We start from the raw sequence: 26,267 nt of genomic DNA on the forward strand, positions 1-26,267 counted from the left end.
CCCGAATAACCACCGTCTTCACGGGAGTTGATGCCAGATGCGGCCGGTCTATTTCCTCGCCGCCCGCCGGACGCCGATCGGGCGGCTGCGCGGCGCGCTGTCCACCGTGCGGCCCGACGACCTCGCCGCCACCGTCGTCCGCGGCCTGCTGGCGGACGTTCCCGCCCTGGACCCGGCGCGGATCGACGACGTGTACTGGGGCGCGGCGAACCAGTCCGGAGAGGACAACCGCAACGTCGGCCGGATGGCCGTGCTGCTGGCCGGGCTGCCCGACACCGTGCCCGGCGCGACGGTCAACCGGCTGTGCGCCTCGGGGCTTGAGGCCGTCACCAGCGCGGCGCGGGCGGTGGCCTCCGGCGAGGCGGAGATCGTTCTCGCGGGCGGCTCGGAGTCGATGAGCCGGGCGCCGTTCGTGCTGCCGCGGCCGGAGGAGGCGCTGCCGCGCGGCATCGAGACCTACGACACGCGCCTGGGCTGGCGGATGACCAACGCCCGGATGCGGGAGCTGCACGGCGTGCTGGCCATGGGCGAGACCGCCGAGGAGGTGGCCGGGCGGTACGGGGTGAGCCGCGAGGACCAGGACGCGTTCGCGCTGCGCAGCCAGCAACGGGCCGCCGCCGCGCGGAAGAACGGTCACTTCGACGCCGAACTCCTGCCGGTCACGCGGCCGGACGGCGTGCGGGTGACGGCGGACGAGGCGATCCGCGAGGACACCTCGGCGGAACGCCTGGCCTCCCTCGCGCCCGTCTTCCGGGCCGGCGGCACGGTCACGGCGGGCAATTCCTCGCCCATGAACGACGGCGCGGCCGGCCTGCTGCTGGTCGGCGAGACGGCGCTGCGCGAGCTGGGCGTGGACCCGCTGGGGCGCTGGGCGGGCGGGGCGAGCGCGGGGGTGCACCCCGACGTCATGGGCATCGGCCCGGTGCCGGCCACGCGGCGGCTTCTGGAGCGGACCGGGCGGCGGATCGAGGCCGTGGAGACGGCCGAGCTGAACGAGGCGTTCGCGGCCCAGGCGGTGGCCTGCCGCCGCGAACTCGGCCTGGACGAGGAGATCGTCAACCCCGACGGGGGCGCGATCGCGCTCGGGCACCCCCTGGGCTGCTCCGGCGCGCGCATCCTCACCACGCTCCTGCACCGCATGGCCCGCACGGGCGCCCGCCGCGGCCTGGCGGCCATGTGCGTGGGCGTGGGCCAGGGCACGGCGGCGCTGGTGGAGCGGGACTGAGTCGTGAACGGCCCGTCCCGCCGCGGTGGCGGGGCGGGGGCGTCGCAGGGAGAGAAGGGAAGGCGTCGTGGCGAGGTTCAGTGAGCGGGTGGCCGTGGTGACCGGGGGTGCCCAGGGGATCGGGGCGGCCACCGCGCGGCGGCTGGCGGCCGAGGGGGCCGCGGTGGCCGTGGTCGATCTCGGTGAGGAGCGGGGCAAGGAGACGGTCGAGGCGATCACCGCGGCGGGCGGGGTGGCCCGCGCCTACGGGTGCGACGTGGCGGATTTCGACGCGGTCGGCGAGGTCTTCGGGCGGGTGGCCGAGGACCTGGGCGGGCTGCACATCCTGGTCAACAACGCCGGGATCACCCGGGACAACCTCTTCTTCCGGATGGGCAAGGAGGACTGGGACGCGGTGCTGAGCGTCAACCTCACCAGCGCGTTCAACTGCTGCAAGGCCGCCCAGGGCCGGATGGTCGAGCAGCGCTACGGCAAGATCGTCTCCCTCTCCAGCCGCTCCGCGCTCGGCAACCGCGGGCAGGCCAACTACGCCGCGGCCAAGGCCGGCATCCAGGGCCTGACCGCGACGCTGGCCATCGAGCTGGGCCCCTTCAACGTCAACGTCAACGCCGTCGCGCCCGGCTACATCGCCACCGCGATGACGGCCGCCACCGCCGCCCGGGTGGGCGCCGAGGCCGAGGAGCACCAGCGCCTGGCCGCGGAGCGCACGCCGCTGCGGCGGGTGGGGCAGCCCGAGGAGATCGCCGCGGTGGTGGCGTTCCTGGCCAGCGACGACGCCTCCTACGTCAGCGGGCAGACGCTGTACGTCAACGGCGGCGCGCGCTGAGGGCGTTGCTCCCGCGCGCGCCCGGCACGCCGGGGGCCTTGCGCTCCGGCCGGGGCGCCGGGGCCTGGGTTCCGGCGCTCGCTGGGCGCGCCTGCGCCCCGGCCTGGGGCGTCCCGCTCGGAGCGGCCGGTGCCGCGCCGGCCGGGCGGGTGCCGGTCAGCGAGCGGGTCCGCAGCGCGAGCATCGCCGCGAAGCGGAAGGACGGGTCCGCCAGCTGCGGCCCGAACAGGTCGTCGAGCTGCCGCATCCGGTGCCGCGCGGTCTGCGGGTGGATGCGCAGCGCCTCGGCCACCTCGGGCGCGGTGCGCCGCCAGGACATCAGCAGGGCGTCGAGCGTCTCGGCCAGCCGGGCCGCCTTGCCGGGGGCCAGGCGCTGGAGCGGCAGCAGGGCGCGCTCGCCCAGGAGCTGGCCGAGCTGCGCGCCGTGCAGCAGGTGGATGTCCACCAGGTGGTCGGCGGCCTGCACGATCCCGCGCGGGGCGCGCGGGGAGCCGCGCCGCTCCAGGCGCAGCGCCAGCCGGGCGCAGTGCAGGGACAGCCAGCACTGCTCGACCGGCACGGTCGGCCCCACGACCAGGGCTCCGTCCGCGCGCTCGCGGAACAGCTCCTGGATGCGCCGCAGCCGCCCGGCGCCCTCCGGGTCGGGGACGATCAGGTCCAGGCCGGTGCCGCGCCGCACGGTCAGCACCTCGGCCAGCGTCGGCTCGTTCAGCTGGGCGCGCAGCGTGGCGTCGGCGGTCGGGACGACGAGGACGGCGACCCGTTCGGGCCAGGACCAGCCCGCCCGGGTGGCCAGCGACTCCACGGGCTCGGCCAGCGGCGAGGGCCCGGACTCCAGCAGGCGCTCGGCCAGCGCGCGCCGGGCGCGCAGCACGTCGTCCGCGCTGAGGGCGCGCGCCGCGGTGAACCCGCGCACGGCCTCGTTGGAGAGGTTGCTGATGTGCGCGAGGACGGCGTCGCTGAGGGAGAAGGTGACCTCCTCGGGGAACGACGCGGCGCGCGCGATCTGCACGAAGCGGCGGGCCGCGACCCGGGCGCCCACCCGGTAGGCGGCCTGGAGCGCGTCGGTGCTGCGGCCGTTGACGAACTCCAGCTCGCCCAGCCGCTGGAAGAACTCGGCGTTGCGCTCGGTGTCGGGGTTGTCGATCAGCTCGGCGAACTGCTCCAGGGAGCGGTGCACCGCGGAGACGACGTACCGCCCGAGGAGGGAGTCCATCGGCTGCCGGTAGACCTCCACCTCGTGGCGGATGGAGCGGATGACCTCCGTCGCGATGTCCTTCAGGTGGGGCCGCAGCAGTCGTGCCAGCTCCTGCGGCAGGTCCTGCCACGGGGTGTGCGGGAGGACGGCGGCGGCTTCGGTCCTTGTCACGGCCTGCATGACGGCATCACTGCCTTCCAGACGTAGCGGCCGGTTGGGGGCCCGGCGCTGCGAGTGTTACCCAACGGTAACCACGTGGTGTCACCCGGGGGAAGGGTCGTGACACGAGTTCGCTGCGGCTCCTTCGCGCGAGCCCGGCGCTCGGCCGGCGCCGGGCCGGTGCTCAGGCCGCCTCCCGGGGCGCGGTCCCGGCCGCCCTCCGGTACCGCTCGGCCAGGCGTCGCACCTGGTCAGCCAGCTCGGGCGAGGAGGAGACGTCGAAGTCGGCGCCCAGCAGGCCCAGCCAGGCCGCCAGCGTGGCCGCACTGTCCGAGCCAGTCTCCACGACGGAGGTTCCCTCGTCCACGGGTTCGACGGACCCGGCCGAGAGGGGCAGTCGTTCGGCCACCTCGGCCGCCGGGGCGTGCACGGTGACCCGCGCGCGGAAGCGCCAGGGGGCGGAGGCGACCCCGCGCGAGACGTACGCCGCCACGTCCTCGTCCGGCAGCGGGCGGGGCGCGAACCGGGGCCCGGTGGGCGTGCGCGGCGGGCCGATCCGGTCCACGCGGAACGTCCGCCAGTCGGCCCGGCCCGTGTCCCAGGCGATCAGGTACCAGCGGCGGCCCCAGTTCACCAGGCGGTAGGGCTCGACGTCGCGCAGGGCCGCGTCCGCCGCGCCGTGGCCGCGGTAGTCGAAGCGCAGGCGCTCGTGGTCCCGGCAGGCGGCGGCCAGGGTGGTCAGCAGGGAGGGGTCCACGGTCTCGGGCTCGCGGCGCTGCCGCGGGGGAACGGCCACGGTGTAGGTGGTCAGGGCGTTCACCCGGCGGCGCAGCCGGGGCGGCAGGACGCGTTCGAGCTTGGTCAGGGCGCTGAGGGACGCCTCCTCGATGCCGGCCAGCGAGCCGCCGGCGGCCGTGCGCAGGCCGACCGTGACGGCCACCGCCTCGGCGTCGTCCAGCAGCAGGGGCGGCAGCTCGCTGCCCGCGCCCAGGCGGTAGCCGCCGACCGCGCCGCGGGTGCCGTGGACGGGATAGCCGAGGCGGCGCAGGCGCTCGACGTCGTTGCGGACCGTGCGCGGGGTGACCTCAAGGCGCTCGGCCAGCTCCGAGCCGGTCCACTCGCGGGGGGTCTGGAGGAGGGAGAGGAGGCGCAGCAGGCGTGCGGATGTTTCGAGCATGCCGGAAGTCTGTCAGCAATATAGGAATCTAACGTTCCTAATGCGCTGCGAGGGTGTTCCCCATGGACCTCACGCACACCGCTTCACCCGCCTCTCCCGCCCCGGCCGGCGCCTCCGCCGACGGCCACCCGCGCCGCTGGCTCGGCCTGTTCGCCGTCCTGGCCGCGATGATCATGAACATCCTCGACTCGACGGTGGTCAACGTCGCCGCCCCCTCGATCCAGGCCGACCTGGGCGGCTCGGAGGCCAGCCTCCAGTGGATCGCCGCCTCCTACACCCTCGCCCTCGCGGTCGGCCTGCTGACCGGCGGGCGGCTGGGGGACATGTTCGGGCGGCGGCGGATGATGCTGATCGGCGTCACCGGCTTCCTGGCCGCGTCGATCGCCTGCGCCCTGGCGTTCTCGCCGGGAACGCTGATCCTGGCGCGGGTGGCCCAGGGCCTGTTCGGGGCGGTGATGATCCCGCAGGCGTTCGGCCTGATCCGCGACCTCTTCCCGCCGCGCGAGATCGGCAAGGCCTTCGGCGCGCTGGGCCCGGTGATCGGCCTGTCCACCATCCTCGGCCCGGTCGTGGCCGGCGTGCTGGTCGACGCGGACCTGTGGGGCACCGGGTGGCGGATGGTCTTCTTCATCAACCTGCCGCTGGCCGCGTTCTCCCTGCTGGCCGGGCGGGCGGCCCTCCCGGAGCGCGGCACGCCCCGCCCGGCCGGGATGCGGCTGGACGCGGGGGGCGCGGTGCTGGCCGGCGCGGCGATGTTCCTGGGCGTCTACCCGCTGGTGCAGGGCCGCGAGCAGGGCTGGCCGGCGTGGCTGCTGGCCGTCACCGCGGGCGCGGTGCTGACGCTGGGCCTCTTCATCCGGCGGCAGATCCTGCGCAAGCGGGCCGGTGAGACCCCGCTGGTCGAGCTGAGCGTGCTGGCCAAGCGGTCCTACACCTCCGGCGTGGCGTTCGTCATCGTCTTCTTCGGCTCGGTCGTCGGCTTCTCCCTGACCCTGGGCCTCTTCCTCCAGATGGGCCTGGGCCAGAGCCCGGTGAGGGCCAGCCTGACCATGGCCTCCTGGGCGGTGGGCGCCTTCCTCGGCTCCGGCTTCGGCGCGACGATGATGGGCCGGCTCGGGCGGCGCATCCTGCACCTGGGGCTGGCGCTGATGGCGGTCGGCCTGACGTTCACCTTCGTGGTGCTGGGCGGCGCCGGGGCCTCCGTGGACGGCTGGGACCTGGCCGGGCCGCTGCTGGGCTACGGGTTCGGCATGGGCATGATCTTCGTGCCGCTGTTCGACATCATCATGGGCGAGATCCGCGACCACGAGGTGGGCTCGGCCTCCGGCCTGCTGGAGTCCTTCCAGCAGCTCGGCGCGAGCCTGGGCGTCGCGGTGCTGGGGACGGTCTTCTTCTCGGCGGTCGGCGGCTCCTTCGCGGCCGGGCCGTTCGTGGACGCCTCGCGGCAGGTGACGCTGATCTCGCTCGGGCTGACCGTCCTGGCCTTCGGACTGGCCTTCCTCCTGCCGCGCCGGGCCCGCGAGGGGCACGGGACGGCCGGTGAGGAGATCGCGGAGGAGGCCGGGGCGGAGGTCCCGCCCCGCGAACCTGCCCTGGCCTGAGGCACTCGCCCTTCGCTCTTCCGGCCCCCGTGCCGCCTCCGCCCCTTCCGGGCGCGGGGCGGCGCGGGGGTCCTAGGCTGCCGGGCATGGGGAGCTGGATGGGGCTGGCGGGGCCCTCGGTGCGCGGGGAGGCCGGGGCGGTCTGGGGCGCGGAGCGGCGCCGGGGGGCGCGAACGGTCATGGCGCGCGTGGTGCGCGACCTGCCGCCCGGCGGGACGGCGGGCGGCTACCGGGAGGCGCGGCGTGCGGGCGTGCGGGCGTTCACCCTGCGGCGCGAGGGGGCGGGCGGCGAGCTTCTCGCGCGGGTGCGCACGCCGGCGGCCGAGGGGGCGCGGGGCATGACGTACGAGGTCGTGGGCGCGGACGGCCGGCCGCTGGCGCTGATCCGGCGCGAGCCCCTGGCGTTCCCCCGCAGGTGGCGCGCGCGCTGGACGGTGCTCCCGCAGGGCTCCGGCGGCTTCGAGGCCACAGGCTGGACCGGTGGGCGGCTGGGCTGGTGGCTGTGGCTGCCGACCGTGCCCGCGCAGGTCGCGCTGGCCTTCGCCGCGGAGGGCGAGTTCACCGGGGCCGGGCCCTCGCAGCGGGTGCGCCTGCGCTCCGGTGGCCGCGTCGTCGCGGACCACCGGCCGGGGGCGTCGCGGATGGGGCTGCCGGTGCCCGGCTGGGACCCCGCCGTCGCGGCGGCCCTGCTGGTCCTGCTGGAGAGCTGGGTCCCCGGGCGGCGGCGCCGCCCGGCGCACCCGGACGGCGTCTGACGCGCGCCGGCCCTCGCGCGCCCCGCCGCGGTGCTACTTATCACCACCGCGGGTGAACCGCGGTGGCTTCGGGCCGGGCGGTGGAAACGCTGGTCCCCAAGTGGACCCAAGCGAGGTGAAGATGGCCGCCGCGCCCCCCTACCCGTCGACCGGCTCGGTGTCGGACCTGGTCAACGGCGAGAAGATGATCGTGAGCGCCCACTCCGGAGGCGTTCTGATCCCCGACTCCTTCGTCAATAAGCGCCAGCATCTCAAGGCCCTGCGCGAGGACTGGACGGAGCTGAAGGACTACCACCGGTGGGAGTTCACCGCCTCCGGGAACGGCTTCTTCGTCCTCAGGCACCTGGGCACCGACCGTCACCTGGAGCCGCTGCGCAAGCACGAGAGCGACCCGGTGTACGAGAACGTCAGATTCCAGGGCCCGATCCTGCTGGAGAACGGCACGCTGGAAGGGGCGCGGAACGAGTGGGAGATCCGGCGGCGCGGTGACTACTGCCAGATCGCGCTGCGCGACACCCGCTTCGTCGTCGGCCTCACGCACCCCGACCACAGCGACAGCTGGGTCACCCTCGTCGACGACTGGTGGAGCCTGGACCGCCTCTGGCTGATCCACGACGTGCCCGGCTGATCCGCCCGGGGCCTTCGCGCCCCCTCCGGGGCCCGCCGTGCCGTCCCGGCGCGCCCGCCCGCTCAGCGGCCCGCTTCCGGCGGGCCGCTGTGTGCCGCCGAGGGCTTGCGGTCCGCCCGCGGGCCCGCCGCCCCGAGGGGCTTGCCGTGCGGCGGGCGGGGGGTACGATGCGGTCGAGATAGTTACTGGTCGGTAGGGCCAGGGGTGCGTCCGGCACCGTCGCGGACCCGCCACCGCCGGCCTTCCGCGAAGGAGCCCCGCCATGCCCACGCTCGACCGCCGGGACGACGTCTTCGTCCTCGACCTCGGGGACACCGAGAACCGCTTCCACCCCGACTGGCTCGCCTCCGTCGGCACGCTGCTGGACGAGGTGGAGAAGGCCGAGGGCCCGCGCGCCCTGGTCACCGCCGCGACCGGCAAGTTCTTCTCCAACGGCCTCGACCTGGACTGGCTGCTGGCCCACACCGACCAGGGCGAGAGCTACGTCACTGCCGTCCACGCGCTGCTGGCCCGGGTGCTGGCCCTGCCGTTCTTCACCGTCGCCGCCGTGCAGGGGCACGCGTTCGCCGCCGGGGCGATGCTCACCCTCAGCCACGACGTCCGCGTGATGCGGGCCGACCGCGGCTACTGGTGCCTGCCCGAGGCGGACATCGACATCCCCTTCACCGAGGGCATGTCCGCGCTGATCCAGTCCCGGCTCGCGCCGCGGGTCGCGCACGAGGCCATGGTCACCGCCCGGCGCTACGGCGGGCAGGACGCGCTGGACGCCGGGATCGTGGACCGCGTGGCCGAGGAGGGCGCCGTCCTGGACACGGCCGTGGAGATCGCCCGCGCCCAACTGTCCAAGGCCGGCCCGACGGTGGGCACCATCAAGGCCCGGATGTACGCGGACGCGCTGCGGGCGCTGCGCGAGGGCGACATCGCGCTGGGCTGAACGAACGGCCGCCGCGGGCCGGTCAGTTCGAGGGGCGGGGGACGGACGGGTGGCGGACGGTGACCACGATCTTGCCGATCTGGGCGTTGGACTCCAGGTAGCGGTGGGCCTCGGGCATCCGCCCCAGGCCGTCGAAGACCCGGTCCACGACCGGCCTGAACTCCCCTGTCGCCAGGCCCGCGTTGACGAAGGCGACGGCCCGGCGCAGCTCCTCGGGGTCGGCGAAGGTGCGGCGCACCGAGTAACCCCGCAGCTGAACGCCCGAGCGCAGCAGCGGGAGGGCGGGCACCTCGATCGTGGGGCCGGCCAGGGCGCCGTAGGCGACGAGAACGCCGCCGGGGCGCACGGCCGCGGCCAGGTCCGCCAGGCCGGGGCCGAGGACGGGGTCGAACACCACGTCGGCGGTGGGCAGGAGGGCGTTCCCGCCGGTGACGATCACCTCGGCGGCGCCCGCGCGCAGCAGCGCCTCGCGCTTGGCCGCCGATCTCGTGGTGGCGATCGGCACGGCCCCCACCCGCCGGGCGACCTGGATCGCGGCCAGGCCGACGCTGCTCGCGGCGGCGGTCAGCAGTACGGTGTCGCCCGCGCGCAGGCCGCCGGTGCTCACCAGGCCGCCGTGCGCGGTCAGGTACGCCATCCACACCGCCGCGCCGGTCACCGCGTCCACGTCCGCCGGGCGGTGGACGACCGCGCGGGCCGGGACGATCGCGGAGGCGGCGTAGGTGTGGTAATCGGTCATCGAGAAGGCGGGCAGGACGGAGACGGCGTCGCCGGGAGCGAACTCCGTCACGTCCGGGCCCACCGCCTCGACCTCCCCGGCCGCCTCGTAGCCGAGGCCGGTGGGGAAGCGGCGCACGGGCTCGCCGTAGGTGCCCGAACGGAACAGCGACTCGGCCCTGTTGAGCCCGATCGCGTCCACGCGCAGCCGCAGCTCGCCGGGGCCGGGAGGGGCGATCTCGACGTCCTGGAGCGTGAGGACGTCGGGGCCGCCGTAGGCGTGGAAGCGGATGGCCGTGGTCATGGTGGCGAATCCTCCGGATGGCGCGGGCCGGCGGGCCGGCTCGCGCCGGCACGCCGCAGAAGATAGTTCGAGGATATTCGGACTATCCGCAGCGGAGGGAAAGGCTCTCCCATGGATCGGCAAAGTCCTGACCCGGGGGATCGGAAGGGGCGGAAGGGCCGGCAGAGACCGAAGGGAAGGAAGGCGTCGAAGGGGGGCAGGCGCGCGGTCGGTGGTCCGCCGTCAGCGGCGGCCGAGGGAACGGCGGCGGGTGGCCCACATGACCGTGGAGGCGCGCATCGTGAAGGACTCGCCGGAGGCGAACTCCAGGCGCCGGCCGCCCCGGGGCAGGGCGACCATGTCGGAGACGGCGTATGCCTGGCCCCCGATGAGGATCTCGTCCCCGCGCCGGACGGTGGAGGAGTCCACCATCACCTGCTCCATGATCCCGCCGCTCACGGGACGGTCACCGTGCCGGCCGCCGCGGCTGTCATCGCGTCGCACAGGCGGCGCACGTCCGTCAGGCAGGTGCCGCGCGGGGGGAGCAGCCAGCGTGTGGCCGGGCCGCGGGTCCAGGCGGCCGGGGGGACGGCGAGCTGGTGGCCCGCGCCCAGCACGCGGATGCCGGGAGCCGCCGGGGGGAGCCACGCGTCGCCCGAACCGGGGGCGATCAGCCAGTGCAGAACGCCCCGCGCCTGGTCCTCGATCACCGGGCCCGAGCGTTCGCCGAGCAGCGTCAGCGTCCGCGGGCCCGCGGCACCGTACACCTCCACCGCGTCGAACCACCTGCCGCAGGGCAGCACCCGCACGCCCTCGCCGTCCGCCGGCAGCCAGGTTCGCACCGGCATGCGACACCCCTTCCCTCTCGCGTGTCTCCTCGCGCACCTCTTCTCGCGCACCCAGATCGGCGGGTACGTAGCAGGTACCAAGAAGAGGTAATGCAGAGGGGCTTGCGCCCGGTAGCGTTGGGGAGGCGGGTCACCATGAAGGCCATGAACGCCCGCGGGAGTTCACGCATGGCAGCTCGTCCCGGCAGTCGTCCCCGCACCCCCAACGCCTCGCTCGGCGCGCTCCTGGAACAGGCGCGATGGTCCCGCACCCAACTCGCCCTCGCCGTCAACCGGGTGGGCGCCGAGGCGGGACTGGAACTGCGCTACGACCAGTCTGCCGTCTCCCACTGGGTGGGGGGAACTATGCCCCGGGCACATGTTCGCCCTTTAGTTTGTGAAGCCCTCTCCCGTCGCCTCAACCGCCCCGTCACATTGAGGGAGGCAGGCTTCGCCGGGCCTGGTTGCCCCGGCGAAGGTGTCGATCTGGCCGAGGAGCTCATCGACATAGGGAGGCAGGACATGGACCCGTCACGCCGCGGCATGGTCCAGGCCGGCATGTATTCGGCGGCGCTGGCCGTCCCGGTCTTCGCGGAGCTGGCCGGGCGGTCCGCCGCCGTCGCCGCCGGCCGCACCGCCCGGATCGGCACCGGGGAGGTCACCGGGGTGCGCACGATGACCGAGCGGATAGCCGCCATCTGCGACGAGCTGGGAGGCGGCAACGCGCGGCCGATGGCCGCGGCCTTCCTGGTCAACACCGTCGGTCCCTACCTGCGCGCCTCCGCCGCCGACGATGTCCGGAAGAAGATGCTGTCCGCCGCCGCCGATCTGGTGTATCTGACCGGGTGGATGGCCATGTACGAACGCGAACACGGCGTGGGGCAGCGGTACTACGTCAAGGCGCTGGAGCTGGCCGCCGCCGCCGAGGACCACGTCACCTTCTGCCGGACGCTGCGGGGCATGAGTCTCCAGGCCACCAGCCTCGGGCACGGCACCCTCGCCCAGGACCTGGCCGACTCCGCGGCCGAGGCCGCGGACGCGAGCAGCCCGCGGCTGCGCGCGTTCCTCGCCGGGCAGCAGGCCGGGGCCACCGCCATGGCCGGGGACCGGCGCCGGGCCTTCGTGCGGCTGCGGGAGGCCGAACGCGCCCTCTCCCGCGCCGAGTCGGACGCCGCCCCGCCCTCCGCCGTGGGCGGCTACGACCGCTGCGCCTACCAGTTCCACCTCTCCTCCGTCCTGTACGAGACCGGTGACCTGCCCGGCTCGATCGACGCGCTCCAGCAGTCCATCCGCGTGCAGCCGCCCGGCGAGCGGCAGAGCCGGATGCACGCCCACGCGGTGCTGGCCGGGAGGCAGTTCGAACTCGGGCACCTGGACGCGGCCTGCGCGAGCTGGCAGCACTTCCTCGACGACTACCAGTACGTCTCCACCGCCCGCGGCGACGGCCACCTCAGGACCATGCGCCGCCGCCTGGCGGCCTGGACCCGCTCCGCCCCGGTCCGCGAACTCCTGGGCCGCGCGCGGCAGGTGGCCGACCTCAAGAGCTGAGGGTGGCCGCCACGCGCTCGATCGCCGCGCGTATGCCCCCCGCGAAGCCCTCCCCGGCGACCGCGCCCGCGCGGGCCTGGGCGCGGGCCAGGTGGGAACGCGCCCGGTCGTCGTCTCCCAGCCGGTGATAGTCGGCGGCCAGGCTCAGGTGCAGGGAGGGATAGAAGCCGCGGATGCGCGGGGCCGAGCCCCCCGCCCCCTCCCCGCCGTCGCCGCCCCCCGTCGCGGCGTCAGCCGCCTCCAGGGCCCGCAGGTCCCAGCGCAGCCGCTCTCCCGGGTCCTCCGTCAGCGCGGCCAGGTGGTGCGCCAGCACGCAGCGGTGGAACGGGTCGCCGTCCGGCGGGGTCTCCGCCCAGATCCCGGCGAGCAGCGCCCGGGCCCCGGCCGAGTCCCCGGCGTGCCGGAGCCTGACGGCCTGCTCGATCCTGCCCATCGCGGAGCCGGCGTCCCGCCCGCCCCGCTCGCTCTCCTCATCGCGCATACCGGGAAGCGTACGCGGGGCCACTGACAGTGACACCGCGCTCGTGATGCCGATGCGCGAAGGGGGCGTTAGCGTGAAAAGAACGACGGGAGAACGTGGAAGCGGAGCGCGACGCGCGCACGACGGAACGCGATCCGGAGCGCAGGAGGGAGCGCGGGCCGCAGCGCGTGAGGGAACGCGAGACCGCGCCCGCTCGAAAGGAAGGGGCGCCCCGTGGCTGGGTTCGCTGAAGGTGTGCCGTGCTGGACGGACGCGACCGTGCCGGACGTGACGGCCGGGAAGCGGTTCTACGGGGAGCTGTTCGGCTGGTCGTTCGCCGAGGGCCAGGAGGAGTACGGCGGCTACGCGCAGGCGTTCTCCGACGGCAAGGCCGTGGGTGCGCTCGCCCCGCAGATGGCCGGCCAGGACGTGCCGCCCGCCTGGACCCTGTACTTCGCCACCCCCAACGTCCGCGCCGCCGCCGACCGCGTGCGCGGCCACGGCGGCCAGGTGCTGACCGAGCCGATGGAGGTGGGCGACCTGGGCAGCATGGCCCTGGCCGCCGACCCGGCCGGGGCGCTGTTCGGAGTGTGGCAGGCCGGGCGGCACCGCGGCTTCGAGAAGCAGGGCGAGGCGGGCGCGTACTGCTGGGCCGAGATCGTCACCCGCGACCCCGAGGCCGCCGACGCCTTCTACCCCGACGTCTTCCCCTACGAGGTGCGGCAGGCCGCCGGCTCCCACGGCGCCTACAAGGTCTGGAAGGTGGACGGCGAGCCCGTCTCCGGGCGCCTGCGGATGCCCGAGGGCGCCCCCGCGCGCACGCCCTCGCACGCGGAGGTCTACTTCGGCGTGGAGGACTGCGACGCGGCGGCCGAGCGCGTGGACCGGCTCGGCGGCCGGGTGCTGGCCGAGCCCGCCGACAGCCCCTACGGGCGGTACGCGCCCGTCGTGGACCCGCAGGGCGTGGCGTTCACCGTGATCGACCCGGGCCGCACCTCCGGGCAGGTCCCCGAACTGGTCTGAGGGCGCCCGGAGAACGCCGGTTCGCGGCCCGGTGAATGCCCGCCCGCCGCCGGTGAACGCCCGTTTCCCCGGCGCGCCGGATTGTTCGGACCGGTGTCAAACGGGCGTTCCTGCGACCGCCCTTGCGGGGGGCGCGGCTCGCCGGGGGCCCCGGATAGGTTGATCACATGGCTGAGCATCATGTGATCCGCGTCCGCTTCGACGGCGGCCCACGCGACGGCCGGACCATCGACCTCGTCATCACCGGGCACGTGCCGCTGCCCCTGATGCTGGCCGCGCCGCGCACGGCCGGCGACGGGGGCCTGTACGAGCTGCGGTCCACCGACGGCCGCGGCACGCGCTACGCCTGGGTCGACGACCTGCCCGCCCGCGGCTGACCCGCGCCGCCCCGCCCCGCCCCGCGCCGCCCTCAGGCCGTCTCGCCCGCGCCCCGCAGGAACGCCTCAAGTCCCGCCAGGTCGTCCGTGTTCAGGTGATCCACGCCCGCGGCCACCAGCTCCCGCCACAGCGCCTCCCGCGCCGCCCCCGGCTGGTCCGGCGTGGCCCAGAAGCGCACCCGCTGCCCCCGCCCGTGCGCCGTCCCCACGATCCGGTGGAGCAGCTCCCGCTGCGCCGCCGGGAAGGGACCCACGCCCTGCCAGGTGAAGGTGGCGTTCCAGTTCGAGCTGATCAGCGGGATGAACGAGGCGGGCGCCGGGGCCGCCGCGGCCAGGTCGTCCAGCCGCCCGTCGTAGAAGGCGTACCGCACCCGTTCCCGCTCCATCGGGGCGCGGGCCGAGCGTTCCCCGGAGATGACGGCCGTCACCGCGCGCGTGCGCACCCGCCCCCCGGCGGCGCTGCTGAACAGGGCGCCGTAGCGCCGCAGCCGGCGGGCCAGCGCGCGGTAGGTCTCCTCACCGGTGTTCTTGAGGTCGATCAGGAGCTGGAGCGGGAGGTCGTAACCCCGGTACACCCGGCCCCGGTTGGCGATCACCCGGGCGGCCAGCGGGTCGAGGTACAGCGCTTCGAGCGTGCGCCGCGGGTCCAGGTCCACCTCGTCGTGGGCGACGAGCAACTGCCCGTCCACCAGCCAGATATCGGCCTCCACGCTGGTGAAGCCGTGGGCCAGGGCGTCGTGCAGCGGCCGGTCGTGCTCGTAGTCGTTGTGGGCGTGCGCCCGGGGCAGGGGAACGACGCGCGCGCCCCCGCCCGCGCCCCCTCCCCACGCCGGGGCCGCCGCCCCCGCCGTCAGCGTGGCCGCCGCCACGCCCGCCCCGATGACTCCCCGGCGGCTGATCTGCGTCACGATTCCTCCCACATGTCGCCCCACGCGGACACGGGCGGTCCGGCAGCCCTGCGAGTATCGGGTGTCAAGGCGCGGAAAGGGCAGAGACGTTCGAGGGTTTCGTCCGGGCGTTCGAAGACTTCGCCGGGGCGTCATCCCCGCGTTCCACACGGGCCCGCGCCATCGGAGTACGCCCCAGGCGCACGACCGGCGCCAACTCTGCGCCTGCGGCGCGCGGTTCGTGGGGTTTCCACGACTGTTCACCGGCCGTCGGCCCCGCTGTCATATGGGGTGTGCCGAGGCGGCCCGCGCCGCCGTCCGCATCCCCCCTTGAGCCGCCCTCCCCGACTGCCGGAGCCGTCAGTTATGAGCGAGAAGAAGCGCGTCCTGTGCTACGGAGACTCCCTGACATGGGGCTGGGTCCCCGTCGAGAGCACCGCCCCCACCACGCGCTACCCCTGGGAACGGCGGTGGACCGGCGCGATGGCCGCCGCCCTCGGCGGGCAGGCCGAGATCGTGGAGGAGGGTCTGAGCGGGCGCACCACCAACGCCGACGACCCCACCGACCCCCGGCTCAACGGCGCCGCCCACCTCCCCGCGGCCCTGGCCACGCACCTGCCGCTCGACCTGGTCGTCATCATGCTCGGCACCAACGACACCAAGGTCTACTTCGGCCGCACCCCCTTCGAGATAGCGGCCGGCGCCTCCACCCTCGTCGCCCAGGTCGCCGGCTGCGCGGGCGGCGTGGGAACGGTCTACCCGGCGCCGCCGGTCCTGCTGGTGTCGCCGCCGCCCCTGGGGGAGATCCCCGACCCGTGGTTCGCCGAACTCTTCCAGGGCGGCCGGGAGAAGACCCGCGAACTGCCGCGCCACTACCGGGCGCTGGCCTCCTTCCTCGGCGTCTCCTTCGCCGACGCCGGCCGCCACGTCGCCACCGAGGGCGTGGACGGCATCCACTTCACCGCCGAGAACAACCTCGCCCTCGGAACGGCCCTGGCGCAGGAGGTCGCGGCGCTGCTGTGAGCCTCCGTCTCCCAGGGCGTCAGCCCGCCGCCTCCGTGTGGCCGCGGATCTGGTCCGCGGTCAGGACGTAGCCGGTCTCGGTGTCGTTGACCGAGCGGGCGAAGACCATGCCGTAGACCTGGCCCTCGACCGTCAGCAGCGGGCCGCCGGAGTTGCCGGGGCGGACCAGGGAGCGGACGGCGTAGATGTCGCGGGTCACCACGCTGTTGCCGTGGATGTCCTGGCCGCGGGCCGCCGTGCGGCCGGCCACCGTCGCCGCCCGCAGGTCCAGGCCGCCGTCCTCCGGGTACCCGGCCACCACCGCCGGGTCGCCCCGCGTCGCGTCCCCGGCCAGCTCCAGCACCGGCGCCTCCAGGCCCGGCACCCGCAGCACCGCCACGTCCACGTCCGGGTCGAAGAGGATCACCTCGGCCTCGATGCGCCGCCCCACGCCGCCGACCTGCACCGCCGTCACGGCCGCGCCGTCCACCACGTGCGCGTTCGTCAGCACGCGCTCCGGGGCGTACACGAAGCCGCTGCCCTCGTGACCGGAGAAGCCGTCGCTGGCCGTGACCTTGACCGTGCTGCGCTGGGCGGCGAGGCGGGCGGCCTCGGTGACGTTGTCCCCCGAGGGGGCGGGCACGTCGGCGGTCGGGTCGTTCTCGAAGGGGTTGAAGACCTGCGGGAAGCCCGCGTCGGTCAGGGCGTTCGTCGCCCGGCTGAACCAGGCCGGCGCCTGCGCGGGCATCCGGTCCTGAACGCCCCCCAGCACGGAGGACTCGGACACCGCGCGGTTGATCCCCGGCGAGGGCGTGGGCACCAGCGAACTGGCGGCGATCCAGGCGACCAGCAGCAGCGCCATCCCGTTGAACACCGCGCCGCCCGCGCCGTCCACCCACCGGGCCGGGGCCCAGCGCACGGAGTCGCGCAGCTTCATCGCCAGCGGCCACGTCACCGCCTGACCGACGGCCGCCGGGACCAGCACCACCAGCATCGCGACGACCGCCGCCTCGCCCGAGCCGGGCTCCAGGCCGTCCACCGCGAACGGCAGCAGCCACACGCCCAGCGCGGCGCCGCCGACGAACCCCGCGAGCGAGATCACCCCGGCGATCAGCCCCCGCTGGAACCCGGCGACGCCCGCGAGGACCACGCCGAGCAGCAGGAGCACATCGAGCAGATTCACAACCCTCCAGGCCCTACCCGCCGTCCCGTCCGCCGCATGGGAAACGCGGCCGGCGGCCGGAGGGTTCCCCCGAGCCTAGGGCCTGCCGGGGGCGCCCGTCGCCCTCGCGCCGGTCGTTACGCCCCCTGCCCCGCCCGTCCCGGTCTAGTCGTCGTCCCGCCCGAACAGCGGGCCGGTCCAGGTCAGGCCCAGGTCGTCGCCCGCGATGGCCATCAGCGCGAACAGCATCAGCGCGGCCCCGGCCAGCGCCAGGTCCTTGAGGAAGTGGATCTGCTCGCCCTGCCGGGCCGCCGGGTCGCTCTCCTTCCAGAACGCGTGCATCAGCAGCGCGGTCGGCAGGAGCATCAGGAACAGCAGCAGCGCGCCCAGGTCCGGCCACACGCCCAGCAGCAGCATCAGCCCGCCGAGCAGCATCAGCACGCCGGAGCCCAGCACCCCGGCCTTCGGCGAGGGAACGCCCTTGGAGGCGGCGTACCCCTCCATCGCCTTCGTCTGCGTCAGGTGGCCCAGCGCCGAGTTCAGGAAGAGCGCGACGAAGAGAATCCGGCCGATGAGGACCAGCACATCCATGGACACCTCCAGGATCGGTGACCCCCGCCTGTTCGCGTGTCTCCTCCTCACTGTCCTGCGCCCCGCGCGGCCCGGCAACCGGAGCGGCGGGGTTCGGACCCGCTCGACGAACCGGGGGCAGACGACCCCGCCCGGCCTGAGGAGACTCAGGAGATGAAGCCCGAGTGACGCCGCCACCGGGCCTTCAGACGAAAGCGCTCGGCCTCGTCCAGCTCGCCGAGATTGTGCAGCCGGTCGATCATCGAGGAGACGCTGACGTGAAGGCGAGAAGCGAGACTCGACACGGTTTCGTCCGTGCCGATGTCACCGTTCACCTGAGCCACATGACGGCGGAGCAGCCATGTGGGCATCAAGAAAGCGGCGGCAAAGGCATTGGCGCGTTGCTCCACAGCGAGAGGGGCCCATGGCCCGGAAGCAACCGCCAACTCGCCGGGCGGCATTGTCAAGGTCGACTTCGTACCGTCGGTGCGGAGCAAGAAAGGCAAACTCTTCAGGGATTCCGATAAGCGTCTCGGCGCCCGTGGAGATCTCGAACGATGACCTGTAGCGGCGCATGTACAAATCCGGAAACAGGCCACCTTCGCGTGCCGACCTGAGGTTGTGTCTGTCCCACCATGCGGTCCATTCTCCCAGCCACTCGAATTCATCGACTTCTTTGAGGGAAATGGGTGGGGTCCTGGTGAGCGCCATGGCCTCGGCTGCCGAGCGGCCGACGTTCTTCAGAGGTAGCTGCTCTTCGTGGAACAGAGCATCCCAATTTTTGGTGAGCCACTCCAGCAGCGGGATCATATACTAGTGTGCGGACTCGATCACCTGGCCCTGCTCCAGGTGTGCGCATAGGTTTTCGCCGGCAACCCACAAGGAAAATGCCCCCCATGAATGGGCCTCTTCCGGGGTGGCGCGATCGTGCTCTCCGTGCGGATTGCGCAACAACGAAAGCCTGAATGCGAATTCGGCCGGATCGCCGGCCTGCATTTCCCAGCCGTTTACTGTCATCGCGGTCACCGATGCTCTTTGATGCTTCGGCGGGAAATTTGCCGCTCAGCCAGCCACTGACGCCAAAGTCGCTCGGGTACTTTCCTCCACTCGATCGGGAAGCCATGCCAGCAGCCCGGGGCGTGCTCATGCCCACAGTAGGCCAGCCTGCCGTCCGTGGCGAAGCGCTTCCCCGGGAAGCTGGGGTCGACCACACTCTCGGCGAGCAGCGCGGGCCCGTCGGCGTCCGGGGGGGCAGAGCGATCCTCTCGCTCCCGGCTGCCACGGCTCCTTGTGCTTGGCATTGGGCTCATACTTCAAGCCGTTCCCCGATCGCCTTCCGCTGTGCCCGAGTGGTGTTGCTCGCCCAGTGTCCAGGACCGTGACCAGCAGGACAATGTCTCGGACCACCCGCACCGGTGATCCCGGTGCCGCTCGATTGACGACTTCGCCCTGCTCGGCGAGCGCGGGCACCCGCAGGGCGGCGGATAACCCGGGTCTCCCCGGAGGAGGAAGAGGGCATGGCGGACGTGACGCGGCTGGTCACCCACGTGGAGCTGGACGGCGACGCGCCGCCCGGCCGCCGGTCCCTGTCGGTGTCGGCGCGGCTGGAGGCGGTCCTGACGGACGGGCGCACGGTGGTGCTGCTGAACGACCGGGGCTGGACGTCCTCGCTCTCCGGCGAGGGCCCGCCCGGGTGGATCACGGCCGAGGAGATCGAGGAGACGGCCCGCACGGTCGTCGGCCCGGACGAGCCGGGAGAGGACCAGACGCACGTGGAGGCGACGGCCGCCCACTGGCGTTCCCTCGCCGCGACCCTCACCCACGCGGGCGCCCCCACCGCCCCCGAAACCCTCGAACGCCTCCCCCGCACCGTCCACCTGGGCCCCCGTCTCCGGGCGTGGCTGGGCTGAGCGCCGCGCCGCACGCGAAGCCGGCCGCTTCCCGCCCGCCTGCCCGGCGGCGCCGGCTACAGGTCGCCGGGCAGCAGACGAAACGCCGTGTGGCCGGTCAGGGGGCGGATCATGCGGAAGTGGCGGTCGGCGGTGAGCAGAGCGTCGGTGCGGTAGGCGGCGGCCAGGGCCACGTTCATCGCGTCGGTCAGGCCGACGCCCTTGCCGCCGTCGGCGTCCGCGTACCCCTCGGCGACGGCGAGTGCGGCACTCAGGTGTGCGGCGACGGCAGGGACCTCGAAGCGGCGGGTGGCGGTGCCGCGTTCGATGAACCGGGCTGCCGCCAGGGCCTTCAGCGCCCCCGCCCGGGACGTGATCAGGTAGTCCAGCTCGGCCAGGACCATGGGGGAGATGACGAGATGGCTGACGGTCGCCAGGGCCTTCTTGTGCTCCTGGTGACCCGTGAGGCGTGGGTCGAGCAGGCGGTACAGGGAGTTGGTGTCGGCGATGGCTACCAGGCTCACTCGCCCATCCCCTTGAGCACGTCCTCGATCTCGTCGTCCGAGAGGTCGGGCAGACCGAGGTCGGGCAGCTCGATGTCGCCCATGGGATCGACCGGGTACGGCGGGATGTCGCTCTCCGCGATCGGGACCACCCGGGCGACAGGTGTGCCGTTCTTGGTGACGGTGATGGTCTCGCCGCGTGCCGCGGCGGCGAGGATCTGTGAGGACTTCTGGTTGAACTCGCGAGCTGTCGCCTCCATGTCCTACATGTTACTACGTGCTTCTCCGCTGCCCCGGACGGGCAGGGGCGCGGGGCCGGGCCTGGCCGTCGCGTCCGTGACGGCCAGGCCGGGTGCCGAAGGGCCTGCTACATGTTGATCATGTGCCCCGCCAGGCCGTGGATGGCCTCCTTGACGGCTTCGCCGAGGGTGGGGTGGGCGTGGACGTTGCGGGCGACCTCGTGGACGGTGAGGTCCCACTGCTGGGCGAGGGTCAGCTCGGGGAGGAGTTCGGTGACCTCGGGGCCGATGAGGTGGGCGCCGAGGAGCTCGCCGTACTTGCTGTCGCTGACGATCTTCACGAAGCCGGAGGGCTGGCCCAGGCCGTGGGCCTTGCCGTTGGCCGTGAAGGGGAACTTGACGGTCTTCACGTCGTGGCCGGCCTCGCGGGCCTGCTCCTCGGTGAGGCCGAAGCTCGCGATCTGAGGCTGGCAGTACGTGGCGCGCGGGATCATCGGGTAGTCCAGCTCCATGGTCTCCGCGCCGCCGATCGTCTCGGCCGCGACCATGCCCATGGACTCGGCCGCGTGCGCGAGCATCAGCTTCGCCGTCACGTCGCCGATGGCGAAGATGTGCGGAACGCTGGTGCGCAGGCGGCCGTCCACCGCGATGGCCCGGCGCTCGGTGAGGGCGACGCCGGTGTTCTCCAGGCCGTAGCCCTCCACGCGGGGGACGAAGCCGATGGCCTGGAGGACCTTGTCGGCCTCCAGCACCTGCTGCTCGCCCTTGGCGTTGGTGACCGTGACGCGCACGGGCGCGCCCGGGGTGTCCTCGATGCCCTCGACGCGGGTGGAGGTGAGGACCTGGATGCCGAGCTTGCGGTACTGGCGGGCGAGCTCCTTGGAGACCTCGGCGTCCTCCAGCGGCACCATCCGGTCCAGGAACTCGACGATGGTGACCTGCACGCCGTAGTTGTGCAGGACGTAGGCGAACTCGACGCCGATCGCGCCCGCGCCCGCGATGATGATCGAGCCGGGCAGGTCCTCGGAGAGGATCTGCTCCTCGTAGGTGACCACGCGCTCGCTCAGGGAGGTGCCGGGCAGCAGGCGGGTGGTGGCGCCCGCGGCGATGATGCAGTGGTCGAAGGTGACCGTCTCGGTGCCGCCCGCGGACAGCGCGACCTGGAGGGTGTGCGGGTCGGTGAAGGTGCCCCGGCCGCTGTACTCCGTGATGCCGTTCTTCTTCATCAGGTAGTGCACGCCGTTGACCCGGCCCTCGGCCACCTTGCGGCTGCGCTGGTACGCCGCGCCGTAGTCGAACGTCACCTTGCCCTCGGCGCGGATGCCGAAGGTGTCCGCCTCATGGGTGACGAGGTGGGCCAGCTCGGCGTTGCGCAGCAGCGCCTTGGAGGGGATGCAGCCGACGTTCAGGCACACGCCGCCCCAGTACTTCTCCTCGATGACCGCGGTCCTCAGCCCCAGCTGGGTGGCCCGTACCGCCGCCGTGTACCCCCCGGGCCCGGCGCCCAGGACGACGACGTCGTAGTGCGTGCTCATGAACTCTCACGCCTTCTCTCGCGCTGTGTGTGAATCCCGTGCCTCCCATGACATCACGGCGCGCCGGGTCATCCCCACGCCGCCCGGGCGAGCGCGGCCCCGGCGGCGGTGGCGGCCAGGCCGGCGAGGACGGAGGCCGCGACGTAGGCGGCGGCGCGGGCGCGGCGGCCGTGGGAGGCGAGGGTGAGGGTGTCCCAGGAGAAGGCGGAGTAGGTGGTCAGCGCGCCGCACAGGCCGGTGGCCAGCAGCAGGTGAACGTTCGTCGCGACGCCGGTGAGGAGGCCGACGAGGGCGCAGCCGGCGAGGTTGACGGCGAGGGTGCCCCAGGGGAACGCCGTGCCCAGGCGCGCGCGGAGGGCCTGGTCGGTGAGGTGGCGCAGCACGGCGCCGGCCGCGCCGCCGAGGATGACCAGCAGCCAGCTCACGGGCGTTCCCCTTCTGCGTCGAGCCGGTGGGCCCGGCGGGCGAGAACGCGGCGGGTTGCGGCGGCGGTCAGGGCGACGGCGAGGAGGGCGGCGGCGAGGGTGAGGGCGAGGTAGCCGGCTCCGGGGCCGGGCCGGCCGCCGCTCAGCAGGGCCTCGGCCTCGCGGCTGTGGGCGGAGAAGGTGGTGAACCCGCCGAGCACGCCCGTGCCGAGGAACGGCCGCAGCAGCGGGTGCGCCGGCCCCGGGCCGGCGGTGACCACGGTGAGCAGGACGCCGATGAGCGCGCAGCCCAGGACGTTGACCCCCAGGGTGGTCCAGGGGAAGGCGTGCGCGGGCGTGGGCCAGAGGCGGCCGGCGCCGTAGCGGGCGGCCGAGCCGAGGCCGCCGCCCAGCGCGACGGCGGCCAGGAGGGCCGGGAGGGCCGGGCGGGGGAACGGCCCGGGCCCCGGCGGCAGGCGGCGCGGCCGGGGCCCGGCGGGTGGGGGATTCATGGGCGGGGATGGTAGCGAGGCCCCGGGGCGGGTGGCCGGGGCGCGGGCCCGTGGGTCAGACGGCCTCGTGGGTCAGACGGCCTCGTGGGCGGGTTCGGACGCGGGCTCGGGGGCCTGCTCGCGGTCGCGGGCCTGATCCTCGCGGGCGGCGCGGCGGGCGGCGCGGCCGGTGGGGCGGGACTTCAGCAGGGGCTCGTTGAGGGCCTCGTTGGCGGGGGTGTCGAAGGACTCGGTAAGGCGGGGCTCGCGGGAGGCGTTCTCGGCGGGGCCGCGGCGGGCCTTGCGGCGGCGCCGGCCGCTGCCGGTCTGGAGGCTGGGCAGGTGGCCGGGGCGGCCGACCGGGCGGACCTTCCCCTCCAGCATGGCGCCCAGGCCCTGGACCGCGCACAGGCCCGGCTCCTCGGCGATGTTGACGGGCATGCCGGTGTTGGCGCGGATCGCGGCGGCCAGGCCGGGGAGTTCGGCGGCGCCGCCGGTGAGCATGGCGCCGCGCTCGGCGAGGTCGGCGACCAGGTCGGGCGGGCAGCGGTGGAGGACGGCGCGGATGGTGTCGAGCAGGCCGGTGACGGGGGGCTGGGCGGCGGCGCGCAGCTCCTCGGGGTCGACCTTGACGGTGCGGGCCAGGCCGGTGGCCACGTCGCGGCCGGAGACCTCGGTGACGGTGGGGGAGGGGCCGGCGAGAGCCTGGTGGAGGGGGCGGACGGCCTGGCTGGGGAGCAGCAGCTCGTGGCGGTTGCGCAGGTGCTGGACGAGGGCGCGGTCGATGGTCTCGCCGCCCATGGCCACCTTGTCGGCGGCCACGATGGAGCCGAGGGAGAGGACGGCGATCTCGGTGGTGGCGGCACCGACCTGGATGATCATGGTGGCCTCGGGCTCCTCCACGGGCAGGCCGCAGCCGACGCCGGCGGTGATGAGGCTGTCGACCAGCTCGACGCGGCGGGCGCCGAGGCCGACCATCGTCTCCAGCGCGGCGCGGCGGGCCAGGGGGTCGGCGTCGTGGGGGATGCAGACGGCCGCGCGCAGCAGGGGGCGGAAGCGCCAGGCGCGGCGCAGGCGGCTGCCGACCATGGCGCGGAGCATCCGCTGGGCCATGTCGATGTCCACGACGGTGCCGCCGTTGACGGGGCGGACGACGCGGATGGTCTCGGGGGTGCGGCCGGCCATGCGCTCGGCGGGGCTGCCGACGGCGATGAGGGCGCCGGTCTTGGTGTTGACGGCGACGACGGAGGGCTCGTCCACGACGAGGCCGGTCTGACGGAGGTACACGCGGGTCCGGGATGCGCCGAGGTCCGCGGCCACGGTGCAGCGGCGAAGATGATCAAGGCTGAGGGTCATACGATCATGCTGGGGCGGCGCAACCTGAGCCGCGCGTTGGAGTGCGCCGACCGGGCGAGCGGTCCGCGCCGGGGCCTTCGCCCCCGCGCGGAGGACCCTTTTGACGCGGCGTCGGACCCGGCTGACGGGGCGTTGGCGGCAGCGGGCCGCCGACCGCGGGGGTCCGGCTGCGCCGGAACGCTCTGGGCTGACGCCCGGTCGATCGCCACGCCTGCGGCCCGCGCCGTCCGGCCCGGCCGGCTCGCCCGCGGCAACGGCGGGGCGGACGGCGCCTCGGGGCCGAGCGTTGAAGTGCCGCTGGGCGCGGGCGGCTTCGGGCCGTCCCGCAGGGCCCTGGCCCTGCCGGGCCTTGCGGCCCCGCCCAGGGGCCACCGGCTGGGAGCGCGGCGCCCCGGGCCGGGCCGGCCCCTCGGGGCCGCCCACGCTCTTCGCCCCGGGCAGGGGGGTACCCCGCCCGGGCTGCCGGGCTGCCCCCGGCCGGGACGGGGCCGGGGGCAGCCCCGGGCGGGGGCGGGCAGGGGCTGCCGGCTCGCGGCCGGGCCGGGGGCCGCCCCCCGCCGGGGCCGGCCAGGGCCTACCGGCCGCCCACCGGGGTCGGGTCGGTGGCCGGGGCCTCCGGGTGGTCGTCGGAGCCCGGGGCGAATTGGGTGCGGTAGAGCTCGCCGTAGCGGCCGTTCGAGGCCAACAGGACCTCGTGCGTGCCGCGTTCGACGATGTGGCCGTTCTCCACGACGAGGATCTGGTCGGCGGAGCGGATCGTGGAGAGGCGGTGGGCGATGACGAGGGAGGTGCGGCCCGCCAGGGCCTCGGTCAGGGCCTCCTGGACGGCCGCCTCCGAGGTGGCGTCGAGGTGGGCCGTGGCCTCGTCCAGGATGACGACCCGGGGGCGGGCCAGCAGGAGCCGGGCGATGGTCAGCCGCTGGCGTTCCCCGCCCGAGAGGCGGTAGCCGCGTTCGCCGACGACCGTGTCCAGGCCGTCCGGCAGGCTCGCGACCAGCCCGTCCAGGCGGGCCCGCCGCAACACCTCCCACAGCTCCTCCTCGTCGGCCTCGGGCCGGGCGAGGAGGAGGTTGGCGCGGATGGTGTCGTGGAAGAGGTGCCCGTCCTGGGTGACCATGCCGAGCGTGGCGCGCAGCGAGGCGGCCGTCAGGTCGCGCACGTCCTCGCCGCCGACCCGCACCGACCCGGCGTCCGCGTCGTAGAGGCGCGGCAGGAGCTGGGCGATCGTGGACTTGCCCGCGCCCGAGGAGCCGACCAGGGCGACGAGCTGCCCCGGCTCGGCGCGGAAGCTGACGTCGTGCAGGACCTGTTCGCCGCCCCGGGTGTCGAGCGTGGCGACCTCCTCCAGCGAGGCCAGGGAGACCCGGTCGGCGGCCGGGTAGGCGAAGTCGACGTTGCGGAACTCCACCGGCACCGGCCCCTCCGGAACGGCCCGTGCGCCGGGGCGCTCCTCGATCAGCGGCTTGAGGTCCAGTACCTCGAAGACCCGCTGGAAGCTGACCAGGGCGCTCATGACCTCCACCCGCGCGCTGGCCAGCGAGGTGAGCGGGGCGTACAGCCGGGTCAGCAGCATGGCCAGCGAGACGACCGCGCCCGGCTCCAGCGAGCCGCCGAGGGCGTACCAGCCGCCCAGGCCGTAGACCAGCGCGAGGGCCAGGGCCGAGACCAGGGTCAGGGCGGTGACGAAGGACATCTGGAGCATGGCCGAGCGGATGCCGATGTCCCGCACCCGGGCGGCCCGGCGGGCGAACTCGGCCGACTCCTCCTCGGGGCGCCCGTACAGCTTGACCAGGGTGGCGCCGGGCGCGGAGAACCGCTCGGTCATCTGGGTGGCCATCACGGCGTTGTGGTTGGACGCCTCGCGCGCCAGCCGGGCCAGCCGCGCGCCCATCCGGCGGGCGGGCAGCACGAACACGGGCAGCAGGGCGAGGGCGAGCACGGTGATCTGCCAGCTGATGCTGACCATGACGCCGAGGGCCAGGAGCAGCATGACGACGTTGCTCAGCACGCCGGAGAGGGTCGAGCTGAACGCCCGCTGCGCGCCGATCACGTCGGAGTTCAGGCGGCTGACCAGCGCGCCGGTCCTGGTCCGGGTGAAGAACGCCACGGGCATCCGCTGCACGTGGTCGTAGACGGTGGTGCGCAGGTCCAGGATCAGGCCCTCCCCGATGCGGGCGGACAGCCAGCGGGCCAGCAGGCCGACGCCGGCCTCGGCCAGCGCGATGGCGGCGATCAGCACGGCCAGGCGCACGACCCGGGCGCGCGCGGAGCCCTCGGTGAGGGCGTTGACCACCTGCCCGGCGAGCACGGGCGTGGCGACGGCCAGCAGGGCGGTCACGACGCTGAGCAGCAGGAACGCCACGAGCGCGCCCCGGTGGGGGCGGGCGAACCGGCCGATGCGGCGGAGGGTGTCGCGCGAGAAGGGGTGCCGGTCGTCCTGGGCGTGCCGGGCGTTGTAGAGGGCGTTCCAGGCCGTGATCTCCATGCTCAT

General features: G+C 74.4%; 29 protein-coding genes and 1 pseudogene. 11 read left to right on the forward strand and 19 right to left on the reverse strand.

All coding sequences use genetic code 11. From position 1 onward, the window contains the following. Nucleotides 1–37 precede the first annotated feature (37 nt). Both RM780_RS10565 and fabG read left to right on the forward strand, forming a co-directional pair. The gene (locus tag RM780_RS10565; RefSeq protein ID WP_311630349.1) at nucleotides 38–1,225 is read left to right on the forward strand and encodes a thiolase family protein; all 1,188 of its coding nucleotides are present in this window, start codon (nucleotides 38–40) and stop codon (nucleotides 1,223–1,225) included. A 67-nt stretch (nucleotides 1,226–1,292) separates the two neighbouring features. After that, nucleotides 1,293–2,051, forward strand: coding sequence for a 3-oxoacyl-ACP reductase FabG (gene fabG, locus RM780_RS10570; RefSeq protein ID WP_311630350.1), 759 nt, complete (start codon nucleotides 1,293–1,295; stop codon nucleotides 2,049–2,051). On the opposite strand, the gene RM780_RS10575 is transcribed toward fabG, so the two are convergent. Beyond that, nucleotides 2,032–3,420: a helix-turn-helix domain-containing protein gene (locus RM780_RS10575; protein ID WP_311630351.1), complete on the reverse strand. Its 1,389-nt coding sequence runs from the start codon at nucleotides 3,418–3,420 to the stop codon at nucleotides 2,032–2,034. The genes fabG and RM780_RS10575 overlap by 20 nt on opposite strands. A gap of 172 nt (nucleotides 3,421–3,592) precedes the next feature. Then, complete coding sequence (locus RM780_RS10580) at nucleotides 3,593–4,585, reverse strand: helix-turn-helix transcriptional regulator (protein ID WP_311630352.1); 993 nt, start codon at nucleotides 4,583–4,585, stop codon at nucleotides 3,593–3,595. 62 nt (nucleotides 4,586–4,647) lie between these two features. Between RM780_RS10580 and RM780_RS10585 the strand changes: the two genes are divergently transcribed. From RM780_RS10585 to RM780_RS10600, 4 genes are all read left to right on the forward strand, one after another. Next, nucleotides 4,648–6,186 (forward strand): MFS transporter, encoded by a 1,539-nt coding sequence (locus tag RM780_RS10585; protein ID WP_311630353.1) that lies wholly within the window; start codon nucleotides 4,648–4,650, stop codon nucleotides 6,184–6,186. 86 nt (nucleotides 6,187–6,272) lie between these two features. After that, a complete protein-coding gene (locus tag RM780_RS10590) occupies nucleotides 6,273–6,941 on the forward strand; it encodes a hypothetical protein (RefSeq protein ID WP_311630354.1) in 669 nt (222 codons plus the stop codon). Nucleotides 6,942–7,062: 121 nt separating this feature from the next. Beyond that, nucleotides 7,063–7,569 (forward strand): hypothetical protein, encoded by a 507-nt coding sequence (locus RM780_RS10595; RefSeq protein WP_311630355.1) that lies wholly within the window; start codon nucleotides 7,063–7,065, stop codon nucleotides 7,567–7,569. A gap of 262 nt (nucleotides 7,570–7,831) precedes the next feature. Beyond that, complete coding sequence (locus RM780_RS10600) at nucleotides 7,832–8,503, forward strand: enoyl-CoA hydratase-related protein (protein WP_311630356.1); 672 nt, start codon at nucleotides 7,832–7,834, stop codon at nucleotides 8,501–8,503. 22 nt (nucleotides 8,504–8,525) lie between these two features. Here RM780_RS10600 and RM780_RS10605 read toward each other — a convergent pair whose 3' ends face one another. From RM780_RS10605 to RM780_RS10615, 3 genes are all read right to left on the reverse strand, one after another. Next, nucleotides 8,526–9,524, reverse strand: a complete 999-nt coding sequence (locus RM780_RS10605; protein WP_311630357.1) for a zinc-dependent alcohol dehydrogenase family protein — start codon at nucleotides 9,522–9,524, stop codon at nucleotides 8,526–8,528. 222 nt (nucleotides 9,525–9,746) lie between these two features. Then, complete coding sequence (locus RM780_RS10610; protein ID WP_311630358.1) at nucleotides 9,747–9,962, reverse strand: hypothetical protein; 216 nt, start codon at nucleotides 9,960–9,962, stop codon at nucleotides 9,747–9,749. Then, nucleotides 9,959–10,351, reverse strand: a complete 393-nt coding sequence (locus RM780_RS10615; protein WP_311630360.1) for a hypothetical protein — start codon at nucleotides 10,349–10,351, stop codon at nucleotides 9,959–9,961. Before RM780_RS10615 ends, RM780_RS10610 begins: the two co-directional genes overlap by 4 nt. A 168-nt stretch (nucleotides 10,352–10,519) precedes the next feature. Between RM780_RS10615 and RM780_RS10620 the strand changes: the two genes are divergently transcribed. After that, the gene (locus RM780_RS10620; protein ID WP_311630361.1) at nucleotides 10,520–11,878 is read left to right on the forward strand and encodes a hypothetical protein; all 1,359 of its coding nucleotides are present in this window, start codon (nucleotides 10,520–10,522) and stop codon (nucleotides 11,876–11,878) included. Here RM780_RS10620 and RM780_RS10625 read toward each other — a convergent pair. Next, nucleotides 11,868–12,359, reverse strand: coding sequence for a hypothetical protein (locus tag RM780_RS10625; RefSeq protein WP_311630362.1), 492 nt, complete (start codon nucleotides 12,357–12,359; stop codon nucleotides 11,868–11,870). The genes RM780_RS10620 and RM780_RS10625 overlap by 11 nt on opposite strands. 213 nt (nucleotides 12,360–12,572) lie before the next feature. Here RM780_RS10625 and RM780_RS10630 point away from each other — a divergent pair, with 213 nt between their 5' ends. Then, nucleotides 12,573–13,361 (forward strand): VOC family protein, encoded by a 789-nt coding sequence (locus RM780_RS10630; protein ID WP_311630363.1) that lies wholly within the window; start codon nucleotides 12,573–12,575, stop codon nucleotides 13,359–13,361. Between the two features lie 167 nt (nucleotides 13,362–13,528). After that, a complete protein-coding gene (locus RM780_RS10635) occupies nucleotides 13,529–13,738 on the forward strand; it encodes a hypothetical protein (RefSeq protein ID WP_311630364.1) in 210 nt (69 codons plus the stop codon). Nucleotides 13,739–13,770: 32 nt separating this feature from the next. On the opposite strand, the gene RM780_RS10640 is transcribed toward RM780_RS10635, so the two are convergent. Next, nucleotides 13,771–14,649 (reverse strand): phosphatidylinositol-specific phospholipase C/glycerophosphodiester phosphodiesterase family protein, encoded by an 879-nt coding sequence (locus RM780_RS10640; protein WP_394812931.1) that lies wholly within the window; start codon nucleotides 14,647–14,649, stop codon nucleotides 13,771–13,773. A gap of 342 nt (nucleotides 14,650–14,991) precedes the next feature. Between RM780_RS10640 and RM780_RS10645 the strand changes: the two genes are divergently transcribed. Continuing rightward, a complete protein-coding gene (locus tag RM780_RS10645) occupies nucleotides 14,992–15,648 on the forward strand; it encodes an SGNH/GDSL hydrolase family protein (RefSeq protein WP_311630366.1) in 657 nt (218 codons plus the stop codon). A 19-nt stretch (nucleotides 15,649–15,667) separates the two neighbouring features. Here the strand turns inward: RM780_RS10645 and RM780_RS10650 are convergent, their stop codons facing one another. The 5 genes from RM780_RS10650 to RM780_RS10670 all read right to left on the reverse strand — a co-directional run bounded on the left by RM780_RS10650 (nucleotide 15,668) and on the right by RM780_RS10670 (nucleotide 18,385). Continuing rightward, complete coding sequence (locus RM780_RS10650) at nucleotides 15,668–16,810, reverse strand: MarP family serine protease (RefSeq protein ID WP_311630367.1); 1,143 nt, start codon at nucleotides 16,808–16,810, stop codon at nucleotides 15,668–15,670. Nucleotides 16,811–16,954: 144 nt separating this feature from the next. Further along, on the reverse strand, nucleotides 16,955–17,380 hold the full coding sequence (locus RM780_RS10655) for a DoxX family membrane protein (protein ID WP_311630368.1): 426 nt from the start codon (nucleotides 17,378–17,380) through the stop codon (nucleotides 16,955–16,957). 146 nt (nucleotides 17,381–17,526) lie between these two features. Beyond that, complete coding sequence (locus RM780_RS10660) at nucleotides 17,527–17,730, reverse strand: M78 family metallopeptidase domain-containing protein (RefSeq protein WP_394812932.1); 204 nt, start codon at nucleotides 17,728–17,730, stop codon at nucleotides 17,527–17,529. Next, the gene (locus RM780_RS10665) at nucleotides 17,684–18,169 is read right to left on the reverse strand and encodes a hypothetical protein (RefSeq protein WP_311630370.1); all 486 of its coding nucleotides are present in this window, start codon (nucleotides 18,167–18,169) and stop codon (nucleotides 17,684–17,686) included. Before RM780_RS10665 ends, RM780_RS10660 begins: the two co-directional genes overlap by 47 nt. Before the next feature lie 3 nt (nucleotides 18,170–18,172). Further along, complete coding sequence (locus RM780_RS10670; RefSeq protein WP_311630372.1) at nucleotides 18,173–18,385, reverse strand: hypothetical protein; 213 nt, start codon at nucleotides 18,383–18,385, stop codon at nucleotides 18,173–18,175. Between the two features lie 491 nt (nucleotides 18,386–18,876). On the opposite strand from RM780_RS10670, the gene RM780_RS10675 reads away from it, so the two are divergent. Next, on the forward strand, nucleotides 18,877–19,269 hold the full coding sequence (locus RM780_RS10675; RefSeq protein WP_311630373.1) for a hypothetical protein: 393 nt from the start codon (nucleotides 18,877–18,879) through the stop codon (nucleotides 19,267–19,269). A gap of 56 nt (nucleotides 19,270–19,325) precedes the next feature. Here RM780_RS10675 and RM780_RS10680 read toward each other — a convergent pair whose 3' ends face one another. From RM780_RS10680 to RM780_RS10710, 7 genes and pseudogenes are all read right to left on the reverse strand, one after another. Next, nucleotides 19,326–19,772: a PIN domain-containing protein gene (locus RM780_RS10680; RefSeq protein WP_311630374.1), complete on the reverse strand. Its 447-nt coding sequence runs from the start codon at nucleotides 19,770–19,772 to the stop codon at nucleotides 19,326–19,328. Next, complete coding sequence (locus tag RM780_RS10685; RefSeq protein ID WP_311630375.1) at nucleotides 19,769–20,011, reverse strand: type II toxin-antitoxin system Phd/YefM family antitoxin; 243 nt, start codon at nucleotides 20,009–20,011, stop codon at nucleotides 19,769–19,771. Before RM780_RS10685 ends, RM780_RS10680 begins: the two co-directional genes overlap by 4 nt. Nucleotides 20,012–20,118: 107 nt before the next feature. After that, nucleotides 20,119–21,525: a dihydrolipoyl dehydrogenase gene (lpdA, locus tag RM780_RS10690; protein ID WP_311630376.1), complete on the reverse strand. Its 1,407-nt coding sequence runs from the start codon at nucleotides 21,523–21,525 to the stop codon at nucleotides 20,119–20,121. 68 nt (nucleotides 21,526–21,593) lie between these two features. Next, a complete protein-coding gene (gene crcB, locus RM780_RS10695) occupies nucleotides 21,594–21,950 on the reverse strand; it encodes a fluoride efflux transporter CrcB (protein WP_311630377.1) in 357 nt (118 codons plus the stop codon). Further along, the gene (locus tag RM780_RS10700) at nucleotides 21,947–22,441 is read right to left on the reverse strand and encodes a FluC/FEX family fluoride channel (RefSeq protein ID WP_311630378.1); all 495 of its coding nucleotides are present in this window, start codon (nucleotides 22,439–22,441) and stop codon (nucleotides 21,947–21,949) included. The genes crcB and RM780_RS10700 overlap by 4 nt, the downstream gene beginning before the upstream one ends. 336 nt (nucleotides 22,442–22,777) lie before the next feature. Further along, nucleotides 22,778–23,776, reverse strand: a pseudogene (locus tag RM780_RS10705) (rod shape-determining protein); the annotation flags it as partial. A 574-nt stretch (nucleotides 23,777–24,350) separates the two neighbouring features. Continuing rightward, nucleotides 24,351–26,267 (reverse strand): ABC transporter ATP-binding protein, encoded by a 1,917-nt coding sequence (locus RM780_RS10710; RefSeq protein WP_311630379.1) that lies wholly within the window; start codon nucleotides 26,265–26,267, stop codon nucleotides 24,351–24,353.

The organism is Streptomyces boetiae (assembly GCF_031845405.1).
Taxonomy (GTDB): domain Bacteria; phylum Actinomycetota; class Actinomycetes; order Streptomycetales; family Streptomycetaceae; genus Streptomyces; species Streptomyces boetiae.